Source organism: Pseudomonas oryziphila (assembly GCF_003940825.1).
Classification (GTDB): domain Bacteria; phylum Pseudomonadota; class Gammaproteobacteria; order Pseudomonadales; family Pseudomonadaceae; genus Aquipseudomonas; species Aquipseudomonas sichuanensis.
This window is the reverse complement of sequence record NZ_CP034338.1, coordinates 625,766-643,519: the sequence shown is the minus strand read 5'-3', so window position 1 is coordinate 643,519 and position 17,754 is coordinate 625,766. Positions and strand designations below refer to the sequence as shown.

The 17,754-nt window shown below is 66.7% G+C and carries 22 protein-coding genes; 10 read left to right on the top strand and 12 right to left on the bottom strand.

Annotated elements, in window-relative coordinates; all coding sequences use genetic code 11:
* Positions 1-16: 16 nt before the first annotated feature.
* From EJA05_RS03090 to nrdR, 8 genes are all read right to left on the bottom strand, one after another.
* Positions 17-520: a phosphatidylglycerophosphatase A family protein gene (locus EJA05_RS03090; RefSeq protein ID WP_023632630.1), complete on the bottom strand. Its 504-nt coding sequence runs from the start codon at positions 518-520 to the stop codon at positions 17-19.
* Entirely contained in the window at positions 517-1,473 is a 957-nt protein-coding gene (gene thiL / locus EJA05_RS03085; RefSeq protein WP_125857276.1) for a thiamine-phosphate kinase, read from the bottom strand. The genes EJA05_RS03090 and thiL overlap by 4 nt, the downstream gene beginning before the upstream one ends.
* Before the next feature lie 17 nt (positions 1,474-1,490).
* Positions 1,491-1,991, bottom strand: a complete 501-nt coding sequence (gene nusB / locus EJA05_RS03080) for a transcription antitermination factor NusB (RefSeq protein ID WP_110993353.1) — start codon at positions 1,989-1,991, stop codon at positions 1,491-1,493.
* Complete coding sequence (gene ribH, locus EJA05_RS03075; RefSeq protein ID WP_110993352.1) at positions 1,988-2,464, bottom strand: 6,7-dimethyl-8-ribityllumazine synthase; 477 nt, start codon at positions 2,462-2,464, stop codon at positions 1,988-1,990. The genes nusB and ribH overlap by 4 nt, the downstream gene beginning before the upstream one ends.
* Positions 2,465-2,555: 91 nt before the next feature.
* Positions 2,556-3,647: a bifunctional 3,4-dihydroxy-2-butanone-4-phosphate synthase/GTP cyclohydrolase II gene (gene ribBA, locus EJA05_RS03070; protein ID WP_110993351.1), complete on the bottom strand. Its 1,092-nt coding sequence runs from the start codon at positions 3,645-3,647 to the stop codon at positions 2,556-2,558.
* Positions 3,648-3,665: 18 nt separating this feature from the next.
* Complete coding sequence (locus EJA05_RS03065; protein ID WP_110993350.1) at positions 3,666-4,331, bottom strand: riboflavin synthase; 666 nt, start codon at positions 4,329-4,331, stop codon at positions 3,666-3,668.
* A gap of 42 nt (positions 4,332-4,373) precedes the next feature.
* Complete coding sequence (ribD, locus tag EJA05_RS03060; RefSeq protein WP_125857275.1) at positions 4,374-5,504, bottom strand: bifunctional diaminohydroxyphosphoribosylaminopyrimidine deaminase/5-amino-6-(5-phosphoribosylamino)uracil reductase RibD; 1,131 nt, start codon at positions 5,502-5,504, stop codon at positions 4,374-4,376.
* 2 nt (positions 5,505-5,506) lie between these two features.
* On the bottom strand, positions 5,507-5,971 hold the full coding sequence (nrdR, locus tag EJA05_RS03055; protein ID WP_016393425.1) for a transcriptional regulator NrdR: 465 nt from the start codon (positions 5,969-5,971) through the stop codon (positions 5,507-5,509).
* A 96-nt stretch (positions 5,972-6,067) separates the two neighbouring features.
* Between nrdR and EJA05_RS03050 the strand changes: the two genes are divergently transcribed.
* From EJA05_RS03050 to trxA, 3 genes are read left to right on the top strand one after another with little or no spacing between them, the layout of a single operon-like run.
* Positions 6,068-6,520, top strand: a complete 453-nt coding sequence (locus tag EJA05_RS03050) for a YbaY family lipoprotein (RefSeq protein WP_125857274.1) — start codon at positions 6,068-6,070, stop codon at positions 6,518-6,520.
* Positions 6,521-7,180: a class I SAM-dependent methyltransferase gene (locus EJA05_RS03045; protein ID WP_125857273.1), complete on the top strand. Its 660-nt coding sequence runs from the start codon at positions 6,521-6,523 to the stop codon at positions 7,178-7,180.
* Between the two features lie 28 nt (positions 7,181-7,208).
* Positions 7,209-8,081 (top strand): thioredoxin, encoded by an 873-nt coding sequence (gene trxA, locus EJA05_RS03040; protein ID WP_125462430.1) that lies wholly within the window; start codon positions 7,209-7,211, stop codon positions 8,079-8,081.
* A 124-nt stretch (positions 8,082-8,205) separates the two neighbouring features.
* Here trxA and EJA05_RS03035 read toward each other — a convergent pair whose 3' ends face one another.
* Positions 8,206-8,550, bottom strand: a complete 345-nt coding sequence (locus EJA05_RS03035; RefSeq protein WP_125857272.1) for a hypothetical protein — start codon at positions 8,548-8,550, stop codon at positions 8,206-8,208.
* 133 nt (positions 8,551-8,683) lie between these two features.
* On the opposite strand from EJA05_RS03035, the gene EJA05_RS03030 reads away from it, so the two are divergent.
* From EJA05_RS03030 to EJA05_RS03010, 5 genes are all read left to right on the top strand, one after another.
* Complete coding sequence (locus tag EJA05_RS03030; RefSeq protein WP_125857271.1) at positions 8,684-9,259, top strand: DUF2796 domain-containing protein; 576 nt, start codon at positions 8,684-8,686, stop codon at positions 9,257-9,259.
* Positions 9,260-9,970: an ABC transporter ATP-binding protein gene (locus tag EJA05_RS03025; RefSeq protein WP_125857270.1), complete on the top strand. Its 711-nt coding sequence runs from the start codon at positions 9,260-9,262 to the stop codon at positions 9,968-9,970. It abuts the gene before it with no gap.
* Positions 9,970-11,235, top strand: a complete 1,266-nt coding sequence (locus tag EJA05_RS03020) for an ABC transporter permease (RefSeq protein ID WP_125857269.1) — start codon at positions 9,970-9,972, stop codon at positions 11,233-11,235. Before EJA05_RS03025 ends, EJA05_RS03020 begins: the two co-directional genes overlap by 1 nt.
* A gap of 122 nt (positions 11,236-11,357) precedes the next feature.
* Entirely contained in the window at positions 11,358-11,891 is a 534-nt protein-coding gene (locus EJA05_RS03015; protein ID WP_125861235.1) for a DUF3299 domain-containing protein, read from the top strand.
* A gap of 109 nt (positions 11,892-12,000) precedes the next feature.
* A complete protein-coding gene (locus tag EJA05_RS03010) occupies positions 12,001-12,684 on the top strand; it encodes an OmpW/AlkL family protein (RefSeq protein WP_125462425.1) in 684 nt (227 codons plus the stop codon).
* Here EJA05_RS03010 and EJA05_RS03005 read toward each other — a convergent pair.
* Entirely contained in the window at positions 12,672-13,916 is a 1,245-nt protein-coding gene (locus EJA05_RS03005; RefSeq protein WP_125857268.1) for an MFS transporter, read from the bottom strand. The genes EJA05_RS03010 and EJA05_RS03005 overlap by 13 nt on opposite strands.
* Before the next feature lie 100 nt (positions 13,917-14,016).
* On the opposite strand from EJA05_RS03005, the gene EJA05_RS03000 reads away from it, so the two are divergent.
* On the top strand, positions 14,017-14,457 hold the full coding sequence (locus EJA05_RS03000) for a winged helix-turn-helix transcriptional regulator (protein ID WP_125857267.1): 441 nt from the start codon (positions 14,017-14,019) through the stop codon (positions 14,455-14,457).
* Positions 14,458-14,708: 251 nt separating this feature from the next.
* Here EJA05_RS03000 and EJA05_RS02995 read toward each other — a convergent pair whose 3' ends face one another.
* Together EJA05_RS02995 and EJA05_RS02990 are read right to left on the bottom strand one after the other, a co-directional pair.
* Positions 14,709-15,641, bottom strand: a complete 933-nt coding sequence (locus tag EJA05_RS02995) for an NAD-dependent epimerase/dehydratase family protein (protein ID WP_125462422.1) — start codon at positions 15,639-15,641, stop codon at positions 14,709-14,711.
* Positions 15,634-16,518, bottom strand: coding sequence for a sugar nucleotide-binding protein (locus tag EJA05_RS02990; RefSeq protein WP_125857266.1), 885 nt, complete (start codon positions 16,516-16,518; stop codon positions 15,634-15,636). Before EJA05_RS02990 ends, EJA05_RS02995 begins: the two co-directional genes overlap by 8 nt.
* Positions 16,519-16,677: 159 nt before the next feature.
* Here EJA05_RS02990 and EJA05_RS02985 point away from each other — a divergent pair, with 159 nt between their 5' ends.
* On the top strand, positions 16,678-17,517 hold the full coding sequence (locus EJA05_RS02985) for an alpha/beta hydrolase (RefSeq protein ID WP_125857265.1): 840 nt from the start codon (positions 16,678-16,680) through the stop codon (positions 17,515-17,517).
* Positions 17,518-17,754 lie beyond the last annotated feature (237 nt).

The following is a 17,754-nucleotide window of genomic DNA, read 5'->3' as shown; positions in this document are numbered from 1 at the left end:
ACAACACTCCTGTGTTTCAGGCCACCGCCCACACCAGAACCTGCATGCCCAGCCAGGCAAATACCCCGGCCAGGATATCGTCGAGCATGATCCCGAACCCGCCATGCACATGCCGGTCGACCCAGCGGATCGGCCACGGTTTGAGGATGTCGAAGAAGCGGAACATCAGGAACCCTGCGAGCAGCCACTGCCAGCCTTCCGGCACCAGCCACAGGGTGATCCACATGCCGACGATTTCGTCCCAGACAATGCCTTCATGATCGTGGACGCGCAAGTCATTGGCCACCTTGCCGCACAACCACACACCGAACAGCATGCTGATGCCCAGCAGCAGCCAGTAGCCCCAGTCGGGCAGCATCTGCCACAGCGGAATGAACGGCAGCGCCACCAGCGAGCCCCAGGTCCCGGGGGCCTTGGGCAATGTGCCGGAGCCGAAGCCGAAGGCGATGAAGTGCCACGGATTGCGCCAGACCGAAGGCGGAACGAACTCCGCAGGCACCTGGTTGGGGTGGTCGGTCACGGTGTCTCCCTGAAATGTTGATAGCCCCGCTGTTGCGGGGTGATGTCCCGGCCCTGCGGGTCGCGCAGGGTCACGCCCTGGCCTTCCAGCACATGGCCGATCACGTGCACGCCAGCGCCCAGGGTCGCCAAGGCCGCCTCGGGTACGGTGAACGCCAGTACGTAGTCATCGCCACCGGTGAGCGCCGCGTGCAACGCCCCTTCATGGCCGAGCAAGGCCTGCAAGGCGCCAGACACTGGCACCTGCGCCAGGTTCACCTGCAATGCCACGCCGGACGCCTTGGCGATGTGCCCGCAATCGGCCAGCAGGCCATCGGAGATATCCAGCGCCGCCGTGGCCAGGCCACGCAGCCGCTCGCCAAGCTGCAGTTGCGGCAGCGGCGACCAATAGTGCTCAAGCAGCGGCCCAGCCACCTCGTCGATGGCCTCGCGCTCGCCCAGCACCAACGGCAGCGCCCCGGCCGCATTGCCCAGATCACCGCCGACACACAGCAGGTCGCCCGGGCGCGCGCCACTGCGGCGCAGCGCCTGGCCGGCCGGCACCCGGCCGAACACGGTCACGGTGATGCTCAGCGGGCCACGGGTGGTGTCGCCGCCGATCAGGCTGATGCCGCAGCGCCGGGCCATGCGCCCGAGGCCGTCGGCGAAGCCTTCGAGCCAGTCGGGGCCGACCTGGGGCAAGGTGAGCGCGAGGGTGAAGCCGATCGCCGTGGCACCCATGGCCGCCAGGTCGCTGACCGCCACGGCCAGCGCACGCTGGCCAAGCAGCAAGGGGTCGCAGACTGCGGGGAAATGCACACCGGCCACGAGGGTGTCGGTGGAGATCGCCAGCTGCTCGCCGGCGGGAATGTCCAGCAGGGCGCAATCGTCGCCGATGCCCAGGGCCACGCCTTCGCCGCCCTGCGCACAGGGCGCGGCGGCGAAGTAATGGCTGATCAGCTCGAACTCACCCATGGCCGGCAGGCGCGCACTCAGCGCTTGTTCGCCTTGACTTCCGCCTCACGCAGACGCGGAGCCAGCTTGTCCAGCACGCCGTTGACGAACTTGTGACCGTCGGTGGCGCCGAACACTTTCGCCAGTTCCACACCTTCGTTGATCACTACGCGGTAGGGTACGTCGGCGCGCATGATCAGCTCCCAGGTGGACAGGCGCAGAACCGCCAGTTCGACCGGGTCGAGCTCTTCGAGCGGGGTGTCCAGGCAAGGCTTGAGTGCTTCGTCGATTTCGCTCTTCTTCGCCGGGACCCCGTGCAGGATCTCGCGGAAGTAGGCGCCGTCGATATCGGTGAAATCGTTGTCGACCCGGAACTGCGCTTCGACCTCGTTCAGCGAATGCTTGGCCATGTGCCACTGGTAGAGGGCCTGGGTGGCGAGCTTGCGGGCTTCGCGACGCTTGGCGCTCTTCGAGGGCTTGCCGGCATCCGCAGGTTTCGGATCGCGCGGGTTGAAACGATCGCTTTCGTCGCTAATCACTTGGCCTCCAACTGCGCCAGCAGGCTGACCATTTCCAGAGCGGACAGGGCAGCTTCAGCACCTTTGTTGCCGGCCTTGGTGCCGGAGCGCTCGATGGCCTGTTCGATGGAGTCGACGGTCAGCACGCCGAAGGCCACCGGAACACCGAACTCCATGGACACCTGGGCCAGGCCCTTGGTGCACTCGCCCGCCACGTATTCGAAGTGCGGGGTACCGCCACGGATCACGGCGCCCAGGGCGATGATCGCGTCGTAGTTGCCTTGCTGGGCGACTTTCTGTGCCACCAGCGGGATTTCAAACGCGCCCGGAGCACGGATGATGGTGATGTCGCTTTCGCTGACGCCGTGGCGTACCAGGGCATCGACTGCACCGCTTACCAGGCTTTCGACGACGAAGCTGTTGAAGCGGCCAACCACCAAAGCATAGCGACCTTTGGGGGCGATGAAGGTACCTTCGATGGTCTTCAGGGTCATTCTTGAGTTCTCATCTTCAAGAGCGAGGCCGCGCTGTGGCGGCCTCGGGAGGGTTTTGACTCGAGTTGCAAGGCGATCAAGCCGCCTCAAGTCACTCGGAGGGCACGTATTCTACAACTTCCAGATCGAATCCGGATATCGCATTGAACTTCATTGGCGAACTCATCAGGCGCATCTTGCGCACACCGAGGTCGCGCAGGATCTGCGAGCCGGCGCCAACGGTGCTGTAGGTGGTCGGTGCCTTGGGTTGCGCATCGCCCGCGCTTTCGCGGATGTGCGCCAGCAGCACGTCGCCGTCCAGCGGGTGACCCAGCAGCAGCACCACGCCGCTGCCGGCTTCGGCCACGGCGGCCATGGCCGCGCGCAGGCTCCAGCGGCCCGGCTGCTTGACCATCAGCAGGTCGCGCAGCGGGTCCATGTTGTGCACCCGCACCAGGGTCGGCTCTTCGGCGCAGATCTTGCCGAGGGTGAGGGCCATGTGCACGTCGCCTTCCACCGCGTCACGGTAGGTGACCAGGTTGAATTCACCCAGCTCACTCTCGATCGGCTGCTCGGAAACCCGTTGAACGGTACGCTCGTGGATCATGCGGTAGTGGATCAGGTCGGCGATGGTGCCGATCTTCAGGCCGTGCTCGGCGGCGAACACTTCCAGCTCGGCGCGGCGCGACATGGTGCCGTCGTCGTTCATCACTTCGCAGATCACCCCGCTCGGCTCGAAACCGGCCATGCGCGCCAGGTCGCAGGCGGCTTCGGTGTGGCCGGCGCGGGCCAGGGTGCCACCGGGCTGGGCCATCAGCGGGAAGATGTGGCCAGGGCTGACGATGTCTTCGGCCTTGGCGTCCTTGGCGGCGGCGGCCTGCACGGTGCGCGCGCGGTCGGCGGCGGAAATGCCGGTGGTGACACCCTCGGCGGCCTCGATCGACACGGTGAACTTGGTGCCGAAACCGGAACCGTTGCGCGGCGCCATCAGCGGCAGCTTCAGGGTTTCGCAGCGCTCGCGGGTCATCGGCATGCAGATCAGGCCACGGGCGTGCTTGGCCATGAAGTTGATGTGCTCAGGCAGGCAGCACTCGGCCGCCATGATGATGTCGCCTTCGTTCTCGCGGTCTTCGTCATCCATGAGGATGACCATTTTGCCCTGGCGGATGTCTTCAACCAGTTCTTCGATGCTGTTGAGCGCCACGCGGCACCCCCTTCTCAATCAGGATTTCAAGAAGCCGTTGGCGGCCAGGAAGCTTTCGGTAATGCCACTGCCCTTGCTCGGCTCGGCGGCCTTGTCGCCCAGCAGCAGACGCTCCAGGTAACGGGCCAGCAGGTCGACCTCAAGGTTCACCCGACGCCCTGCGCGGTAGTCGGCCATGATGGTTTCGGACAGGGTATGCGGGACGATGGTCAGCTCGAACTCGGCGCCATCGACTTCGTTGACCGTCAGGCTGGTGCCGTCGACGGTGATCGAGCCCTTGTGGGCGATGTACTTGGCCAGCTCTTTGGGTGCGCGCACGCGGAACTGGATGGCGCGGGCGTTATCGGCGCGCGAGACGATCTCGCCGACGCCGTCGACGTGGCCGCTGACCAGGTGGCCGCCCAGGCGGGTGGTGGGCGTGAGGGCCTTTTCCAGGTTGACCCGGCTGCCGGTTTTCAAGTCGACCATGGCGGTGCGCTTGAGGGTCTCGACGCTGACGTCGGCCCAGAAGCCGTCGCCGGGCAGTTCGACGGCGGTCAGGCACACGCCGTTGACGGCGATGCTGTCGCCGAGCTTGACGTCGCCCAGGTCGAGCTTGCCGGTTTCTACATAAACGCGCACGTCACCGCCCTTGGGGGTCATGCTGCGGATGGTGCCGATGGATTCGATGATGCCGGTGAACATGCTGTTCTCCTCAAAGACAGGCTGCGCGGGGCAAGCCCGGCATTATACGCCGGGGGCCGGCAGGGGGATGGCAGTGACTCGCCAGTCATCGCCGACTGCGCGCATTTCGGTGATCTTCAGCCGCGGCGCCTCGCTCATCTGCGCCAGTGGCCAGTCCAGCAGCGGGCGGGCAGCGGAGCCGAGGAAGGTGCCGGCGACGAACAGCTGGAACTCGTCGACCAGGCCCTGGCGGGCGAAGGCACCGACCAGGCCGGCACCGGCCTCCAGCAGGATTTCGTTGACGCCGCGCCCGGCCAGGGTGCGCAGCAGCGCCGGCAGGTCGACCTGGCCAGCGCTGCCGGGCAGGTTGATCAATTCGTGGCCAGCGGCGGCATAGCGCGGATCATCACCGGCGGCGGTGATCACCAGCGCCGGGCCGGCCTGGAAGAATGGCGCGTCCAGTGGCAGGCGCAGGCGGCCGTCGATCAATACCCGCAACGGCGGGCGCGACAAGGCCAGGGCCGTGAGCTCGGCGTCCAGGCCCAGCTGTTCAGCGCGTACGGTCATCCGCGCCTTGTCCTGCAGCACACTGGCGGCGCTGGTCAGTACCACGCTGGAGCGCGCGCGCAGGCGCTGCACCGCCGAGCGGGCGGCGGGGCCGGTGATCCACTGGCTTTCGCCGCTGGCCATGGCGGTGCGGCCGTCCAGGCTCATCGCCAGCTTGGCGCGAACGAACGGCAGGCCGTGCTCCATGCGCTTGAGGAAACCGGGGTTGAGGGCACGGGCTTCGGCTTCGAGCACGCCACTGGCCACTTCGATCCCGGCCTCTTGCAGGCGGCGCAGGCCATTGCCGGCCACTTGCGGGTTGGGGTCCTGCATGGCCGCCACCACCCGCGCCACACCGGCCTTGACCAGCGCCTCGGCGCACGGCGGCGTGCGGCCATGGTGGCTGCAAGGCTCGAGGGTGACGTAGGCACAGGCACCACGGGCGCGCTCGCCGGCCTGGCGCAGGGCGTGGACTTCGGCATGGGGCTCGCCGGCGCGCACGTGCCAGCCTTCGCCGACCACCTCGCCATCGCGCACGATCACGCAGCCTACGCGTGGGTTGGGGTGGGTGGTGTAGAGGCCCTTGCGGGCCAGTTCCACGGCCCGGGCCATGTAGTGGGCGTCGAGAATGGCGGCTTGGCTGGTCATGCTTACTCTTTGGCTGGCTCGCGGGCCAGGCGGTCGATTTCTTCGCGGAACTCGTCGAGGTCCTGGAAACGCCGGTAGACCGAGGCAAAACGGATGTAGGCGACTTCGTCGAGCTTGCGCAGCTCGGCCATCACCAGTTCACCGACCACCAGTGACTTCACTTCCCGCTCGCCGGTGGCGCGCAGGCGGCTCTTGATATGCGCCAGCGCCGCTTCCAGGCGCTCGACGCTGACCGGCCGCTTCTCCAGCGCGCGCTGCATGCCGGCGCGCAGTTTGTCTTCGTCGAAGGGCTGGCGCGTGCCGTCCTGCTTGATCAGCCGTGGCAGGACCAGCTCGGCGGTTTCGAAGGTGGTGAAACGCTCGCCGCAGGCGACGCATTCACGACGGCGACGAACCTGTTCGCCCTCGGCGACCAGGCGCGAGTCGATGACCTTGGTGTCGTTGGCACCGCAAAACGGACAGTGCATGGTGGCAGGCAACAAAAAAAGGGAGGGCCATGGTAGCGCATTGCACTGGCAAGACAAGCTACCATCCATGCAATTCTGCCCGCCAAGGACTACACCATGCACTATCGAGCGCTCGTCGTGCTGTGCGCCGCCGCCCTGCTCGCCGCTTGCGGCAGCGACCGACCAAAGCCTGAACAGGCACCAAAGCCCGTGCCGGCCAAGGTGGCGAAGAAAGCCCAGCCACTCGGCCCGCTGCCGGCCTACCAGCGCGAGTTGAGCGGCACGCTGATGGAGATCCCCGCCGGCGCCGACGTCGAACTGGCACTGCTGGTCATCGACGAGCGGGGCCGCCCGCAACAGCTGCTGGCCAGCAGCACCCTGACCGGCACCGGCCAGGCCCTGCCCTACCAACTGCGCTTCAACCCCGAGGCTTTCCCCGCCGGGGCCCGCGTGGAGCTGCGTGGCCGTGCCAGCCAGTCCGGCCAGCTGATCATGCACCTGCCACCGGTGCGCATCGCCCAGGCCGAAACCCAGGCCACTGGCCCGCTGCGTTTCGAAAAGGCCCCGTAAATGGCACCGCACGCCCTGCAACAGGCCCTGAGCGGCCTGATCGGCGAAGCGCGCCTGGTGGTCAGCGAGCTGCCCGGGTGCGCACTGAAGCTCTGGCTGATCGACGACCAGAACATGGACCGTGAATTCAGCAGCGAGGAAACCCGACGCATCCTCGAAGAGCCACCCTACTGGAGCTTCTGCTGGGCCAGCGGCCTGGCCATGGCGCGCTACCTGGCCGAGCGCCCGGAGTGGGTGCGCGGCAAGCGCGTGCTGGACTTCGGCGCCGGCTCCGGGATTGCCGGTATCGCTGCGGCCCGGGCGGGCGCGCTCGAGGTGGTGGCCTGCGACCTCGACCCGCTGGCCCTCGACGCCTGCCGCGCCAATGCCGCGCTCAATGGCGTGGCGCTGAACTACAGCAGCGACTTCTTCGCAGAGGCCGACCGCTTCGACCTGATCCTGGTCGCCGATGTGCTGTACGACCGCGCCAACCTGCCGTTGCTGGATGAATTTCTCAGCCGTGGCCGTCAGGCGCTGGTGGCGGATTCGCGCGTGCGCGACTTCAGCCACCCGCAATACCGCCCGCTGGGCGTGCTCGAGGCGCTGACCCTGCCGGACCTGGCCGAGCCGCACGAATTCCGCCGGGTCAGCCTGTACCACGCCAGCCGCGAGCCTTTATAGTGGGGCATTCACGTTTGCGAGAGTCACGATGAGCCAGGAAACGCAGTACATCTTCGATGCCACCGATGCCACCTTCCAGCAACTGGTCATCGAGAACTCCTTCCACAAACCCGTCCTGGTCGACTTCTGGGCCGAGTGGTGCGCGCCGTGCAAGGCGCTGATGCCGCTGCTGGCGAAGATCACCGAGGGCTACCAGGGCGAGCTGCTGCTGGCCAAGATCAACTGCGACGTCGAGCAGCAGGTGGTGGCCCAGTTCGGCATCCGCAGCCTGCCGACCGTGGTGCTGTTCAAGGACGGCCAGCCGGTCGACGGTTTTGCCGGTGCCCAGCCCGAGTCGGCCATCCGCACCATGCTCGAGCCCCATGTGCAGATGCCCGCAGCGCCAACCGCCGCGCCGCTGGAGCAGGCCAAGGCGCTGTTCGCCGAGAGCCGTTTCAGCGAGGCCGAAGCGCTGCTGCAGGTGCTGCTGGGTGAAGACAACAGCAACGCCGAAGCGCTGATCCTGTACGCCCGCTGCCTGGCCGAGCGCGGTGAGCTGGGCGAGGCGCAAGTGGTGCTGGACGCGGTGAAGACCGATGAGCACAAAGCAGCCCTGGCAGGCGCCAAGGCCCAGCTGACCTTCCTGCGCCAGGCCGCCAGCCTGCCGGAAGCCGCCGAGCTGAAAAGCCGCCTGGCGCAGAACCCGCAGGATGACGAGGCCAGCTACCAGCTGTGCATCCAGCAACTGGCGCGCCAGCAGTACGAAGCGGCGCTGGACGGGTTGCTCAAGCTGTTCCAGCGTAACCGTGGTTACGAGAACGGCTTGCCGCAGAAGGCGCTGCTGCAGGTGTTCGAGCTGCTGGGCAGCGATCATCCGCTGGTGGGGGTGTACCGCCGCAAACTGTCGGCGGCGATGTTCTGATCCAATAATTGGCGAGGGCTTCGCCCTCGTTCGCGGGTAAACCCGCTCCCACAGGAATCAAGAACAGCACGATCCCTGTGGGAGCGGGTTTACCCGCGAAAATGCCAGCACAGAACCTGCTGGTTCACCCCACCCAGTGATACACCGGCGCATCCACGCCGCTTTCCACCTTCACCTCACTGCTGTGCCGCAAACGCACCAGCAGGCGCTTGCCCGCCGCCGTGCTGCCGGTGAGCCCTTCGAGGCGGTCGAGCAACTCGGGCCCGCTCATCTGCCCGGCCTGACGCAACACATCACGCGCGGCCATCCACTGCCCGTCATCCTGGCGCGGCACGGGGCTGGCACTCACCGGTGCGTTTTCGACCAGCGCAGGCTGCTCCAGCCGACGGCCCAACTGCGCCCACTCTTCCGGCGCCAGCTCGATGGTCAAATCCACCGGCCATTCACCGATCTGTCCACGAATTCTCACGCTGCCTTCCTCGTACCAGGGCTGAATGCCGTCATGCTCCCACGAACATGAAACCTGTGCCAGGCAGGCTGGCGAGGCGCAGAAAAATTGTTATAACATTACCAAATCATTCCAAGCCTCCCTGGAGCCGTTCATGCGTCGTCTGCTGCTCGCCCTGCCCTTTGCCCTGCTGCCCCTGGCCGTGGCCCATGCCCACGACGAGCATGACCACGATCACGGCACCCTCGCCGCCCATGAGCATGGTGTGGCCAAGCTCAACGTGGTGCTCGACGGCAACACCCTGGAGCTGGAACTGGACAGCCCGGCCATGAACCTGGTCGGCTTCGAGCACGCCGCCAGCACCGATGCCGACAAGGCCAAGGTCGCCGCCGCGCGCCAGCAGCTGGAGCAACCGCTGAAGCTGTTCGGCCTGGCCCAGGCCGCCGGCTGCAAGGATGAAGCGCAAGAGCTTGAAAGCCCGCTGTTCGGCGACGCCGCCCATGCCGACGACGATGGCGACGCGCACGAACACGAACACGGCCACCAGCACGCCGATGTGAACGCCCACTACCAGTTCACCTGCGCCACCCCGGCCAAGCTCGCCCAGCTCGACCTTGGCCCGCTGTTCAAGACCTTCCCGCAAACCCAGAAGATCAACGTGCAACTGATCGGCCCCAACGGCCAGAAAGGCGTCGAGGCCACTGCGGCCAAGGCCGTGGTCGCGTTCTGAATGAGCCAGGCGCTGATCGAACTGCATGACCTGGTGTTCGCCTGGCCCGGCCAGGCGCCGCTGCTGGATATCCGCGAGTTCCGCCTGGAAGCCGGCGAGGCGCTGTTCCTCAAGGGCCCCAGCGGCAGCGGCAAGACCACCCTGCTCGGCCTGCTGGGCGGGGTGAACCGCCCGGGCCAGGGGCGTATCCAGCTGCTCGGCCAGAACTTGGCCAGTTTGAGCCAGGGCGCCCGCGACCGTTTTCGGGTCGATCACACCGGCTACATCTTCCAGCAGTTCAACCTGCTGCCGTTCCTGTCGGTGCGCGAGAACGTTGAACTGCCCTGCCGCTTTTCGAAGTCCCGTGCCGAACGCGCCAGCCAGCGCCATGGCAGCGTCGACCAGGCCGCCGCGCACCTGCTGGCGCACCTGGGTTTGCATGAGCCCGGCCTGCTCGCCCGCCGCGCCGGCAGCCTGTCGATCGGCCAGCAGCAACGCGTCGCCGCCGCCCGGGCGCTGATCGGCCAGCCCGAACTGGTGATCGCCGACGAACCCACCTCGGCGCTCGATGCCGACACCCGTGAAGCCTTCATCCGCCTGCTGTTCGACGAATGCCGCGCGGCCGGCTCCAGCCTGCTGTTCGTCAGCCATGACCAGAGCCTGGCGCCGCTGTTCGACCGTCACCTGTCCCTGGCCGAACTCAACCGCGCCGCCACGCCCCGGGAGGCCTGATGTACCTGCTCCGCCTTGCCCTGGCCAGCCTGGCCAACCGCCGTTTCACCGCCCTGCTCACCGCCTTCGCCATCGCCCTGTCGGTGTGCCTGTTGCTGGCCGTCGAGCGGGTGCGCACCGAAGCCCGCGCCAGCTTCGCCAGCACCATCAGCGGCACCGACCTGATCGTCGGCGCCCGTTCGGGCTCGGTGAACCTGCTGCTGTATTCGGTGTTCCGCATCGGCAACGCCACCAACAACATTCGCTGGGACAGCTACCAGCAGTACGCCAAGGACCCACGAGTCAAGTGGGCCATCCCCATTTCCCTGGGTGACTCGCATCGCGGCTACCGGGTGATGGGCACCACCGGCGACTACTTCGCGCACTATCAGTACGGCCGCCGCCAGCATCTCGAGCTGAGCCAGGGCCGGCCCTTCGCCGACGACCCCTTCGAAGTGGTGCTGGGGGCCGAAGTGGCCGACGCGCTGCATTACAAGCTCGGCGACAAACTGGTGCTGGCCCACGGTGTAGCCGCCATCAGCCTGGTCAAGCACGACGACAAGCCATTCACCGTGGTCGGCGTGCTCAAGCGTACCGGCACCCCGGTGGACCGCACCCTGCACATCAGCCTGGCGGGCGTGGAGGCGATCCACATCGACTGGCACAACGGCGTGCCGGCGCGTGGTGCCGGGCGCATCAGCGCCGAGCAGGCCCGCGGCATGGACCTGCAACCGGCGGCGATCACCGCGTTCATGCTCGGCTTGAACAACAAGATCGCCACCTTCAGCCTGCAACGCGAGATCAACGAGTACCGCAACGAGCCGCTGCTGGCGATCCTGCCCGGCGTGGCGCTGCAAGAGCTGTGGAGCCTGATGGGCACGGCCGAGCAGGCGCTGTTCGTGGTGTCGCTGTTCGTGGTGCTGACCGGGCTGATCGGCATGCTCACGGCGATCCTCACCAGCCTCAACGAACGCCGCCGGGAGATGGCCATCCTGCGTTCGGTGGGGGCCCGGCCGTGGCACATCGCCGGGTTGCTGGTACTCGAAGCACTGGCCCTGGCCGTGGCCGGGATCGCCGCCGGGCTGGGCTTGCTGTATGCCGGGATCGCCCTCGCCCAGGGCTATGTGCAGGCCAACTACGGGCTGTACCTGCCGCTGGATTGGCCGAATGCGCATGAGTGGACGTTGCTGGGGATCATCCTCGGCGCGGCGCTGCTGATGGGCAGCGTGCCGGCCTGGCGCGCCTATCGGCAGTCGCTGGCCGATGGGCTGTCGATTCATCTTTGAGAATGACCATGCACCTTTCAGCCAAGACCTTCGTTGCATTCAATCGCCGGCAAGCCGGCTCCCACATGAATAGCGCGACCTTCAAGGCCAACGCGATACCTGTGGGAGCCGGGTTGCCGGCGATGCAGGCAGCGCAGCCGAGCCTGCTCGCCACACTGGCCCTGGCGCTGCTGTTCATCTTGTCTCCAGCCTGGGCCAGCGAACCCCGCGAGCTGGACTGGCCCGCATTGATCCCCGAGGGCGCCCCGGTCATCCCGCCGCAACTGGCCCCGCTGCACGACCTGTCGCAGATCGGCAGTGCGCTTTCCGAGTCCGCCCCTGCCGCGCGCCAGCAAGCACCCGACGCGCCGGTGGTCAAGGCACTCGATGGCCAGCAGGTGAAGCTGCCCGGCTACATCGTGCCGCTGGAGGTCAGCGAAGAGGGCCGCACCACCGAGTTCCTGCTGGTGCCCTACTACGGCGCCTGCATCCATGTGCCGCCACCGCCGTCGAACCAGATCGTGCATATCTTCAGCGAGATGGGCGTGCGCGTCGAAGACCTCTACCAGCCGTACTGGATCGAGGGGACGATGCAGGTCAAGGCCAGCAGCAGCGAACTGGCCGATGCCGGTTACCAGATGGAAGCGGAGAAAATCTACGCCTATGAGCTGAAGTGAGCACTGACAGGGGCTCATGACACGGCTTCGTTGAGCTGGGTCAAACTTTCTGTTTAGTCAGCTTCGTACCATTGGACTACTCGATTACTCACGTCCTTTGGGAGCTTCCATGAACAAGTCCTTGCTCAGTGCCTCGCTCGTCGCGTTGGCGCTCGCAGCCCCTGTTGCCCACGCCCACCAGGCAGGTGATTTCATCATCCGTTCCGGCGCCATCACCACCGCGCCGAACGAGAACAGCGGCGACATCAAACTCGATGGCGCCAAGGTGTCGGGCACCAAGGCGACCCTGGACAGCGATACCCAACTGGGCCTGGCATTCGCCTACATGCTGACCGACCACATCGGCCTGGAGCTGCTGGCCGCCACCCCGTTCAAGCACACCGTCGGCGTGAAGGGCCTGGGTGCCGGCCTGGACGGCAAGCTGGCCGACATCAAGCAACTGCCACCGACCCTGTCGCTGCAGTACTACCCGATGGACGCCAGCTCCAAGTTCCAGCCATACGCCGGCGTGGGCCTGAACTACACCCTGTTCTTCGATGAAGACCTGAGCAGCAACCGCAAGGCGCAAGGCTTCAGCAACATGAAGCTGAAGGACTCGGTCGGGCTCGCCGGCCAGCTGGGCATGGACTACATGCTCACCGAAAACCTGCTGTTCAACGCCGCGGTCTGGTACGTCGACATCGACACCAAGGCCACCATCGACGGCCCGAGCGCCCTGGGCGTGGGCAAGACCAAGGTCGACGTGGACGTCGACCCGTGGGTCTACATGGTGGGCCTGGGCTACAAGTTCTGATCCAGTACCGCCCGACAAGCCCGCTCGCCTGAGCGGGCTTTTTCATTCTGGCCCAGCCGCCACAGGTACACCCAGTACCCCAGGGCCAGGCCACTGATGCCGGCCCCCAGCCCGCACACCGCGCCCCAGCCCCATTGCCCGTAGACCCAGGTCGCGGCCACCGCACCCAGCCCGCTGCCCAACGAGTAGCAGCACATGTAGGCACCGATCAGCCGGCTGGCCATGTCGCCACGCCCGGCCAGTAGCAGGCTCTGGTTGGTCACGTGCACCGCCTGCACGGCAAAGTCCAGCAGCAGCACGCCCAGCAGCAGCGCCAGCAACGAGTGCTCGAGCAGGGCAATCGGCAACCATGACAGCACCAGCAACCCCAGCGCCAGGCCGGTGGTCTGCTGCCCTTGCCCACGGTCGGCCAGGCGCCCGGCCCGTGCGGCCGCCAGGGCACCGACAACCCCCGCCAGGCCGAACAGGCCGACCTGGGTATGGTCCAGCGCCAGCGGCGCGGCGCTCAGGGGCAGCACCATGGCACTCCACAACACACTGAAGGCGGCAAAGATCAGCAGGGCGAAGGTGCCCCGCTGCCGCAACAGCCGGTCGTGGCGGTACAGCGCGAACACCGACCCCAGCAGGGCCAGATACCCCTGTCGCACGCCGCGCGGTGGTGCCTCGGGCAAACGCCAGCCGAGCAACAGCGCCATCAGCAGGGCAAGGCCCGCAGCCACGCAATAAACCGTACGCCAACCCGCCAGATCGGCCACCAACCCCGAGGCCAGGCGTGCCAGCAGGATGCCCAGCACCACACCACTGGTGACCGTGCCCACCGCTTGCCCCTGCTGCGCGGGCGTGGCCAGTGTGGCGGCGTGGGCCACCATCACCTGCACCACCACCGCCATCAGCCCGACCATGCCCATGGCCGCCAGCAGCATTGCCCAGTCAAGGCTCGACGCCACCGCCAGCAGGGCAACAGCCGCCAGCACCAGTTGCGTGAGGATCAGCCGCTTGCGAGCGAACAGGTCGCCCAGCGGCACGATCAGCAGCAACCCTGCGGCATACCCGGCCTGGGTCGCGCCGACCACCAGGCCGACCTGCGCCTGGGCGATACCCAGGCTGCCGGCCATGGTCTCCAGCAGCGGCTGGGACAGATACACGCTGGCCACCGCAAGGCCGCAGGCGAGTGCCAGCAGCAGCGTCAGGCCGCGGGTCAATGGCGGCGGTACAGATGAGGCAGATGTCATTGCACAGTCCTCGACAGATTCCGGTTTCGTTTTGAAACCACAACTGGATTTCTAGCAAATGTGGTTTTAATCTGCAACCAACCTTGATCAGGAATGGCCCATGCTCGACGACAACAACCAGCAATGCCCCGTGGCCCGCGCACTGGAAGTGCTCGGCGATCGCTGGGCGCTGATGATCCTGCGCGATGCCTTCGATGGCCTGCGCCGGTTCAGCGAATGGCAGAAGAACCTGGGGCTGGCGAAGAACATCCTCGCCACGCGCCTGAAGCTGCTGGTCGAGGCCGGCCTGCTTGCGCAACAACCCGCCTCCGATGGCAGTGCCTACAAGGAATACGTACTGACCGAGCAGGGGCGCGCGGTGTTCCCGATCGTGATCGGCCTGCGCCAGTGGGGGGAGCGGTATCTGTTTACGGAAGGGGAGTCACGCTCGCAGCTGGTCGATGAGCGCGGCCAGGGGCTTCAGACGCTGCAGGTGCGGGCTGAGGATGGGCGAGTGGTGGAGCCGGAACAGTGCCAGCGGCGGTTGGTTCGGCATGGGTGATGGCCTGTGAGGCGATCCCCACGCAATGGACTTGAACGTCCACTCTAGGAGCAACTGTCTTGTACTGCCTGCGTTTAACTCATCGCAGGCTGCACCCTCACAGTTACAACGCTTGCCGTCAAAGCGGCGCGTGTCCTGTGGGAGCGGGTTTACCCGCGAACACCGGCAGAGCCGGTGCCATCCACCGCGCCGCCTGCTTCGCGGGTAAACCCGCTCCCACAAGAATTACGCTGCCCCTGTGGCCGCCGGCCTCAGGCCTTGCCGAGCAACCGTGCCACGCCTTCAACGAAGGGCGTTGGCTCGGGGAAGTCGAAGCGCGCCAGCAGCCGCGCATTGTCCGCCCGCGAATGGCGGATATCCCCGGAACGCGCCGGGCCGTGGCTGATCGGCGGCAGGCTGCCGATCACCTGTTCCAGGGCCTTGAGCAACTGGTTCAGCGAAGTCGCCTGGTTCAGGCCGATGTTCACCGCGCCCTCTTCCACCGTCGGCTGCTCCAGCGCCTGGACCATCACCTGGACCAGGTCGCCGACATACAGGAAATCACGGGTCTGTTCACCATCGCCGAACACCATGATGGGTTTGCCGCTGGTGGCACGCTCGCAGAAGATGCTGATCACCCCGGAATACGGCGAAGACGGGTCCTGGCGCGGGCCGAAGATATTGAAGAAGCGGAATACCACCGGCTCCAGGCCGTGCTGGCGACGGTAGAAATCCAGGTATTGCTCGCTGGCCAGCTTGTCCACCGCGTACGGGGTCAGCGGTGCCTTGGGCGTGTCTTCGGCGATGGACTGGCCTTCGCCATTGTTGCCGTACACCGCCGCGCTGGAGGCGAACAGCACCCGGCGCACGCCATGCTGGCGCATCGCTTCACAGACGTTGAGCGTGCCGATGAAATTGCTCTGGTGGGTTTTTACCGGGTCCTCGACCGACGCCTGCACCGAGGCTACCGCGGCCAAGTGCACCACGGCCCGGCAACCGGCGGCCGCACGCGCGACCAGCGCCGCATCGGCGACATCGCCCTCGATCAGTTGCAACTGCGGGTGGCCGAGTTGCAGGTTGCTGCGCTTGCCGGTGGACAGGTCATCGAGAATGCGTACCGCGTAGCCTTTTTCCAGCAGCGCATCGCACAGGTGGGAGCCAATGAAGCCGGCACCGCCGGTGATCAGGATGGGGGCATCAGCCATGTCGGTAGAAACGGTCCAGTAGGGGCGGCAAGCCGGCACGCCAGGCGCGCGGCTTGATGCCGAAAGTGTGAAGGATCTTCTTGCAGGCCAGCACCGCATGCTGCGGCTCTTCACTGGCATCCGGGCGCGCGGCATGGGCCTGGGCGGTCGGTTGCTGCACGGCCAGCTTGTGCCACTGCGCGGCTTCGCCGAGGATCGCCTGGCCCAGCGCCAGCGGCGTGGTGGCCTCGTTGCCGGCGTAGTGGTAGGTGCCCCACAGCGGCGCCTTGCAGTCGAGCTGCTTGAGCACCGAGAGGATGACCCGCGCGGCGTCATCCACCGGCGTCGGGTTGCCGCGCCGGTCGTCGGCCAGCAGCAGCTCCTGCGGTTGTTCGGCGCGGGTCAGGAAACGCCCGAGCGCACCGTCGCGGCTTTCGTCGAGCAGCCAGCCGAAGCGCAGCAGCACATGCTGCGGGCAGGTGGCGCGCACGCTCTGCTCGATGCGCCACAGGGCCTGGCCGCGCAAGCCGAGCGGTACCGGTTCGTCCTTCTCGCTGTAGGCCGTGGCGCGCGAGCCATCGAACACCCGGTAGCTGGAAGGCTGCACCAGGATCATTTCGTGGTGCTGGCACAGTTCGGCGAGCCGCTCCACCGCACGCTCCTGCTGGGCCAGACGCTGTTCGCTGACCGACTCGGCCTGGAACCAGTCGAAGTAATAGGCAAGGTTGACCACCGCGTCGGGGCGGTGCTCGTCGAGCAACAGGGTCAGGCTGGCCGGGGCCCAGCCGGTTTCCGGGGGGCGCGGTGCCAGGAAGGCGATGTCTTCCTCGGCGCCAAGACGAATCAATGCTTGCCCGAGGGCATTGCCTCCACCCAACAGCATCAGGCGCATACGCATAGGGTCAACAGGTCCGCTCAGGTCGATGGAGGAAAGGGGGCATTTTGCGGTTTCCGGCAGGGGAAGTCCAACGTAGGCCGGGTCGCAAGAGCACAGGGCGCGGTTCCCCCTTGCCCGACAGCTACTTATACTGCGCCAGGCCTGCACAAGGAGATGTTCATGGACGCCGAATCGACCACCGCGCAACGCGCTCTCTGGCAGTACAACGAACCCGCCCCCGGCGCCGAGCGTTTCATTGACGAAGCCTTCGACGGTTATCGCCAGCAGGCCCGCCTGCTGTTGCCGGACAGCGAACGGGCGCCACCGGTGTTCGTGGTCGGCGGCGCCCGTTCGGACTTCACCCGGCTCAACCCGCTGCTGTACCGCCTGCAGCAGCAGGGCATCGGCTCGCTGACCGGCAACCTGTCCGGCCACAGCCTGGCCAGCGAACCGGGGGCAAAGGATGCCTCGCTGGCCAGCAACCTGCAGGAAGCCTTGCGCTTCCACCAGCATCTGGACAGCCGTAGCGACACCCTGATCGGCCACAGCCTGGGCGGCGCCATCGCCCTCAAGCTGGCGGCGCAGCGCCCGAATGTGCGCAAGCTGGTGCTGATCTGCCCGGCGGTGTACCCCGACGCCGCCCACAGCGCGCCCTTCGGCCCGGCGTTCAGCGCGGCGATCCGCCAGCCCTTCGCTTTTCTTGACTGCGACAGCTATGCCTTTCTGCGCCAGTTCCAGGGCCGCGTGCTGCTGGTGATCGGCGAATACGACGGGCTCAACTCGCGGGTGCACGGCCAGGGGGCCGGGACGTCGGCGGGGGTCCGGCGAATGGCGGGTGTCGAGCGTTACAGCCCGATCCCCGAGGAAGTTACCCACAGCCTGCTGCGCTCTGTGCCGGCGCCGCATGTGGAGTGCCTGATGCTCACCGACTGCGACCATGGCATTGCCGCCCATCTGCGTGACCGGCCGGAGGTGGCGGATCAGGTGGCGCAGACGGTGGGGGCGTTCATTCTGGGGTGAATTCGCCTGACGCCTGCGGCCCTGTGGGAGCGGCGATTCGCCGCTGCGGTTTACCCGCGAAGGCGCCGTTGGTTTTACCTCAGCATTCGCGGGTAAACCCGCTCCCACAGGGATCGTGCCGAACTCAAGACCTGCACTCTGCCTGTGGGAGCGGGTTTACCCGCGAACACCGGCAGAGCCGGTGCCATCCATCGCGCCGCCTGCTTCGCGGTGGTCCGGCACTCCGGTAAACCCGCT

What these genes read in the sequence shown, in the direction of transcription:
- EJA05_RS02990 (WP_125857266.1), bottom strand. Translation starts at nt 16,518, where the DNA reads ATGCGTATGCGCCTGATGCTGTTGGGTGGAGGCAATGCCCTCGGGCAA.
- EJA05_RS03005 (WP_125857268.1), bottom strand. Translation starts at nt 13,916, where the DNA reads ATGACATCTGCCTCATCTGTACCGCCGCCATTGACCCGCGGCCTGACG.
- trxA (WP_125462430.1), top strand. Translation starts at nt 7,209, where the DNA reads ATGAGCCAGGAAACGCAGTACATCTTCGATGCCACCGATGCCACCTTC.
- EJA05_RS03065 (WP_110993350.1), bottom strand. Translation starts at nt 4,331, where the DNA reads ATGTTCACCGGCATCATCGAATCCATCGGCACCATCCGCAGCATGACC.
- EJA05_RS03045 (WP_125857273.1), top strand. Translation starts at nt 6,521, where the DNA reads ATGGCACCGCACGCCCTGCAACAGGCCCTGAGCGGCCTGATCGGCGAA.
- ribD (WP_125857275.1), bottom strand. Translation starts at nt 5,504, where the DNA reads ATGACCAGCCAAGCCGCCATTCTCGACGCCCACTACATGGCCCGGGCC.
- EJA05_RS03015 (WP_125861235.1), top strand. Translation starts at nt 11,358, where the DNA reads ATGCAGGCAGCGCAGCCGAGCCTGCTCGCCACACTGGCCCTGGCGCTG.
- EJA05_RS03025 (WP_125857270.1), top strand. Translation starts at nt 9,260, where the DNA reads ATGAGCCAGGCGCTGATCGAACTGCATGACCTGGTGTTCGCCTGGCCC.
- ribH (WP_110993352.1), bottom strand. Translation starts at nt 2,464, where the DNA reads ATGACCCTGAAGACCATCGAAGGTACCTTCATCGCCCCCAAAGGTCGC.
- EJA05_RS03050 (WP_125857274.1), top strand. Translation starts at nt 6,068, where the DNA reads ATGCACTATCGAGCGCTCGTCGTGCTGTGCGCCGCCGCCCTGCTCGCC.
- EJA05_RS03010 (WP_125462425.1), top strand. Translation starts at nt 12,001, where the DNA reads ATGAACAAGTCCTTGCTCAGTGCCTCGCTCGTCGCGTTGGCGCTCGCA.
- EJA05_RS03020 (WP_125857269.1), top strand. Translation starts at nt 9,970, where the DNA reads ATGTACCTGCTCCGCCTTGCCCTGGCCAGCCTGGCCAACCGCCGTTTC.
- nrdR (WP_016393425.1), bottom strand. Translation starts at nt 5,971, where the DNA reads ATGCACTGTCCGTTTTGCGGTGCCAACGACACCAAGGTCATCGACTCG.
- EJA05_RS02985 (WP_125857265.1), top strand. Translation starts at nt 16,678, where the DNA reads ATGGACGCCGAATCGACCACCGCGCAACGCGCTCTCTGGCAGTACAAC.
- thiL (WP_125857276.1), bottom strand. Translation starts at nt 1,473, where the DNA reads ATGGGTGAGTTCGAGCTGATCAGCCATTACTTCGCCGCCGCGCCCTGT.
- EJA05_RS03000 (WP_125857267.1), top strand. Translation starts at nt 14,017, where the DNA reads ATGCTCGACGACAACAACCAGCAATGCCCCGTGGCCCGCGCACTGGAA.
- EJA05_RS02995 (WP_125462422.1), bottom strand. Translation starts at nt 15,641, where the DNA reads ATGGCTGATGCCCCCATCCTGATCACCGGCGGTGCCGGCTTCATTGGC.
- EJA05_RS03030 (WP_125857271.1), top strand. Translation starts at nt 8,684, where the DNA reads ATGCGTCGTCTGCTGCTCGCCCTGCCCTTTGCCCTGCTGCCCCTGGCC.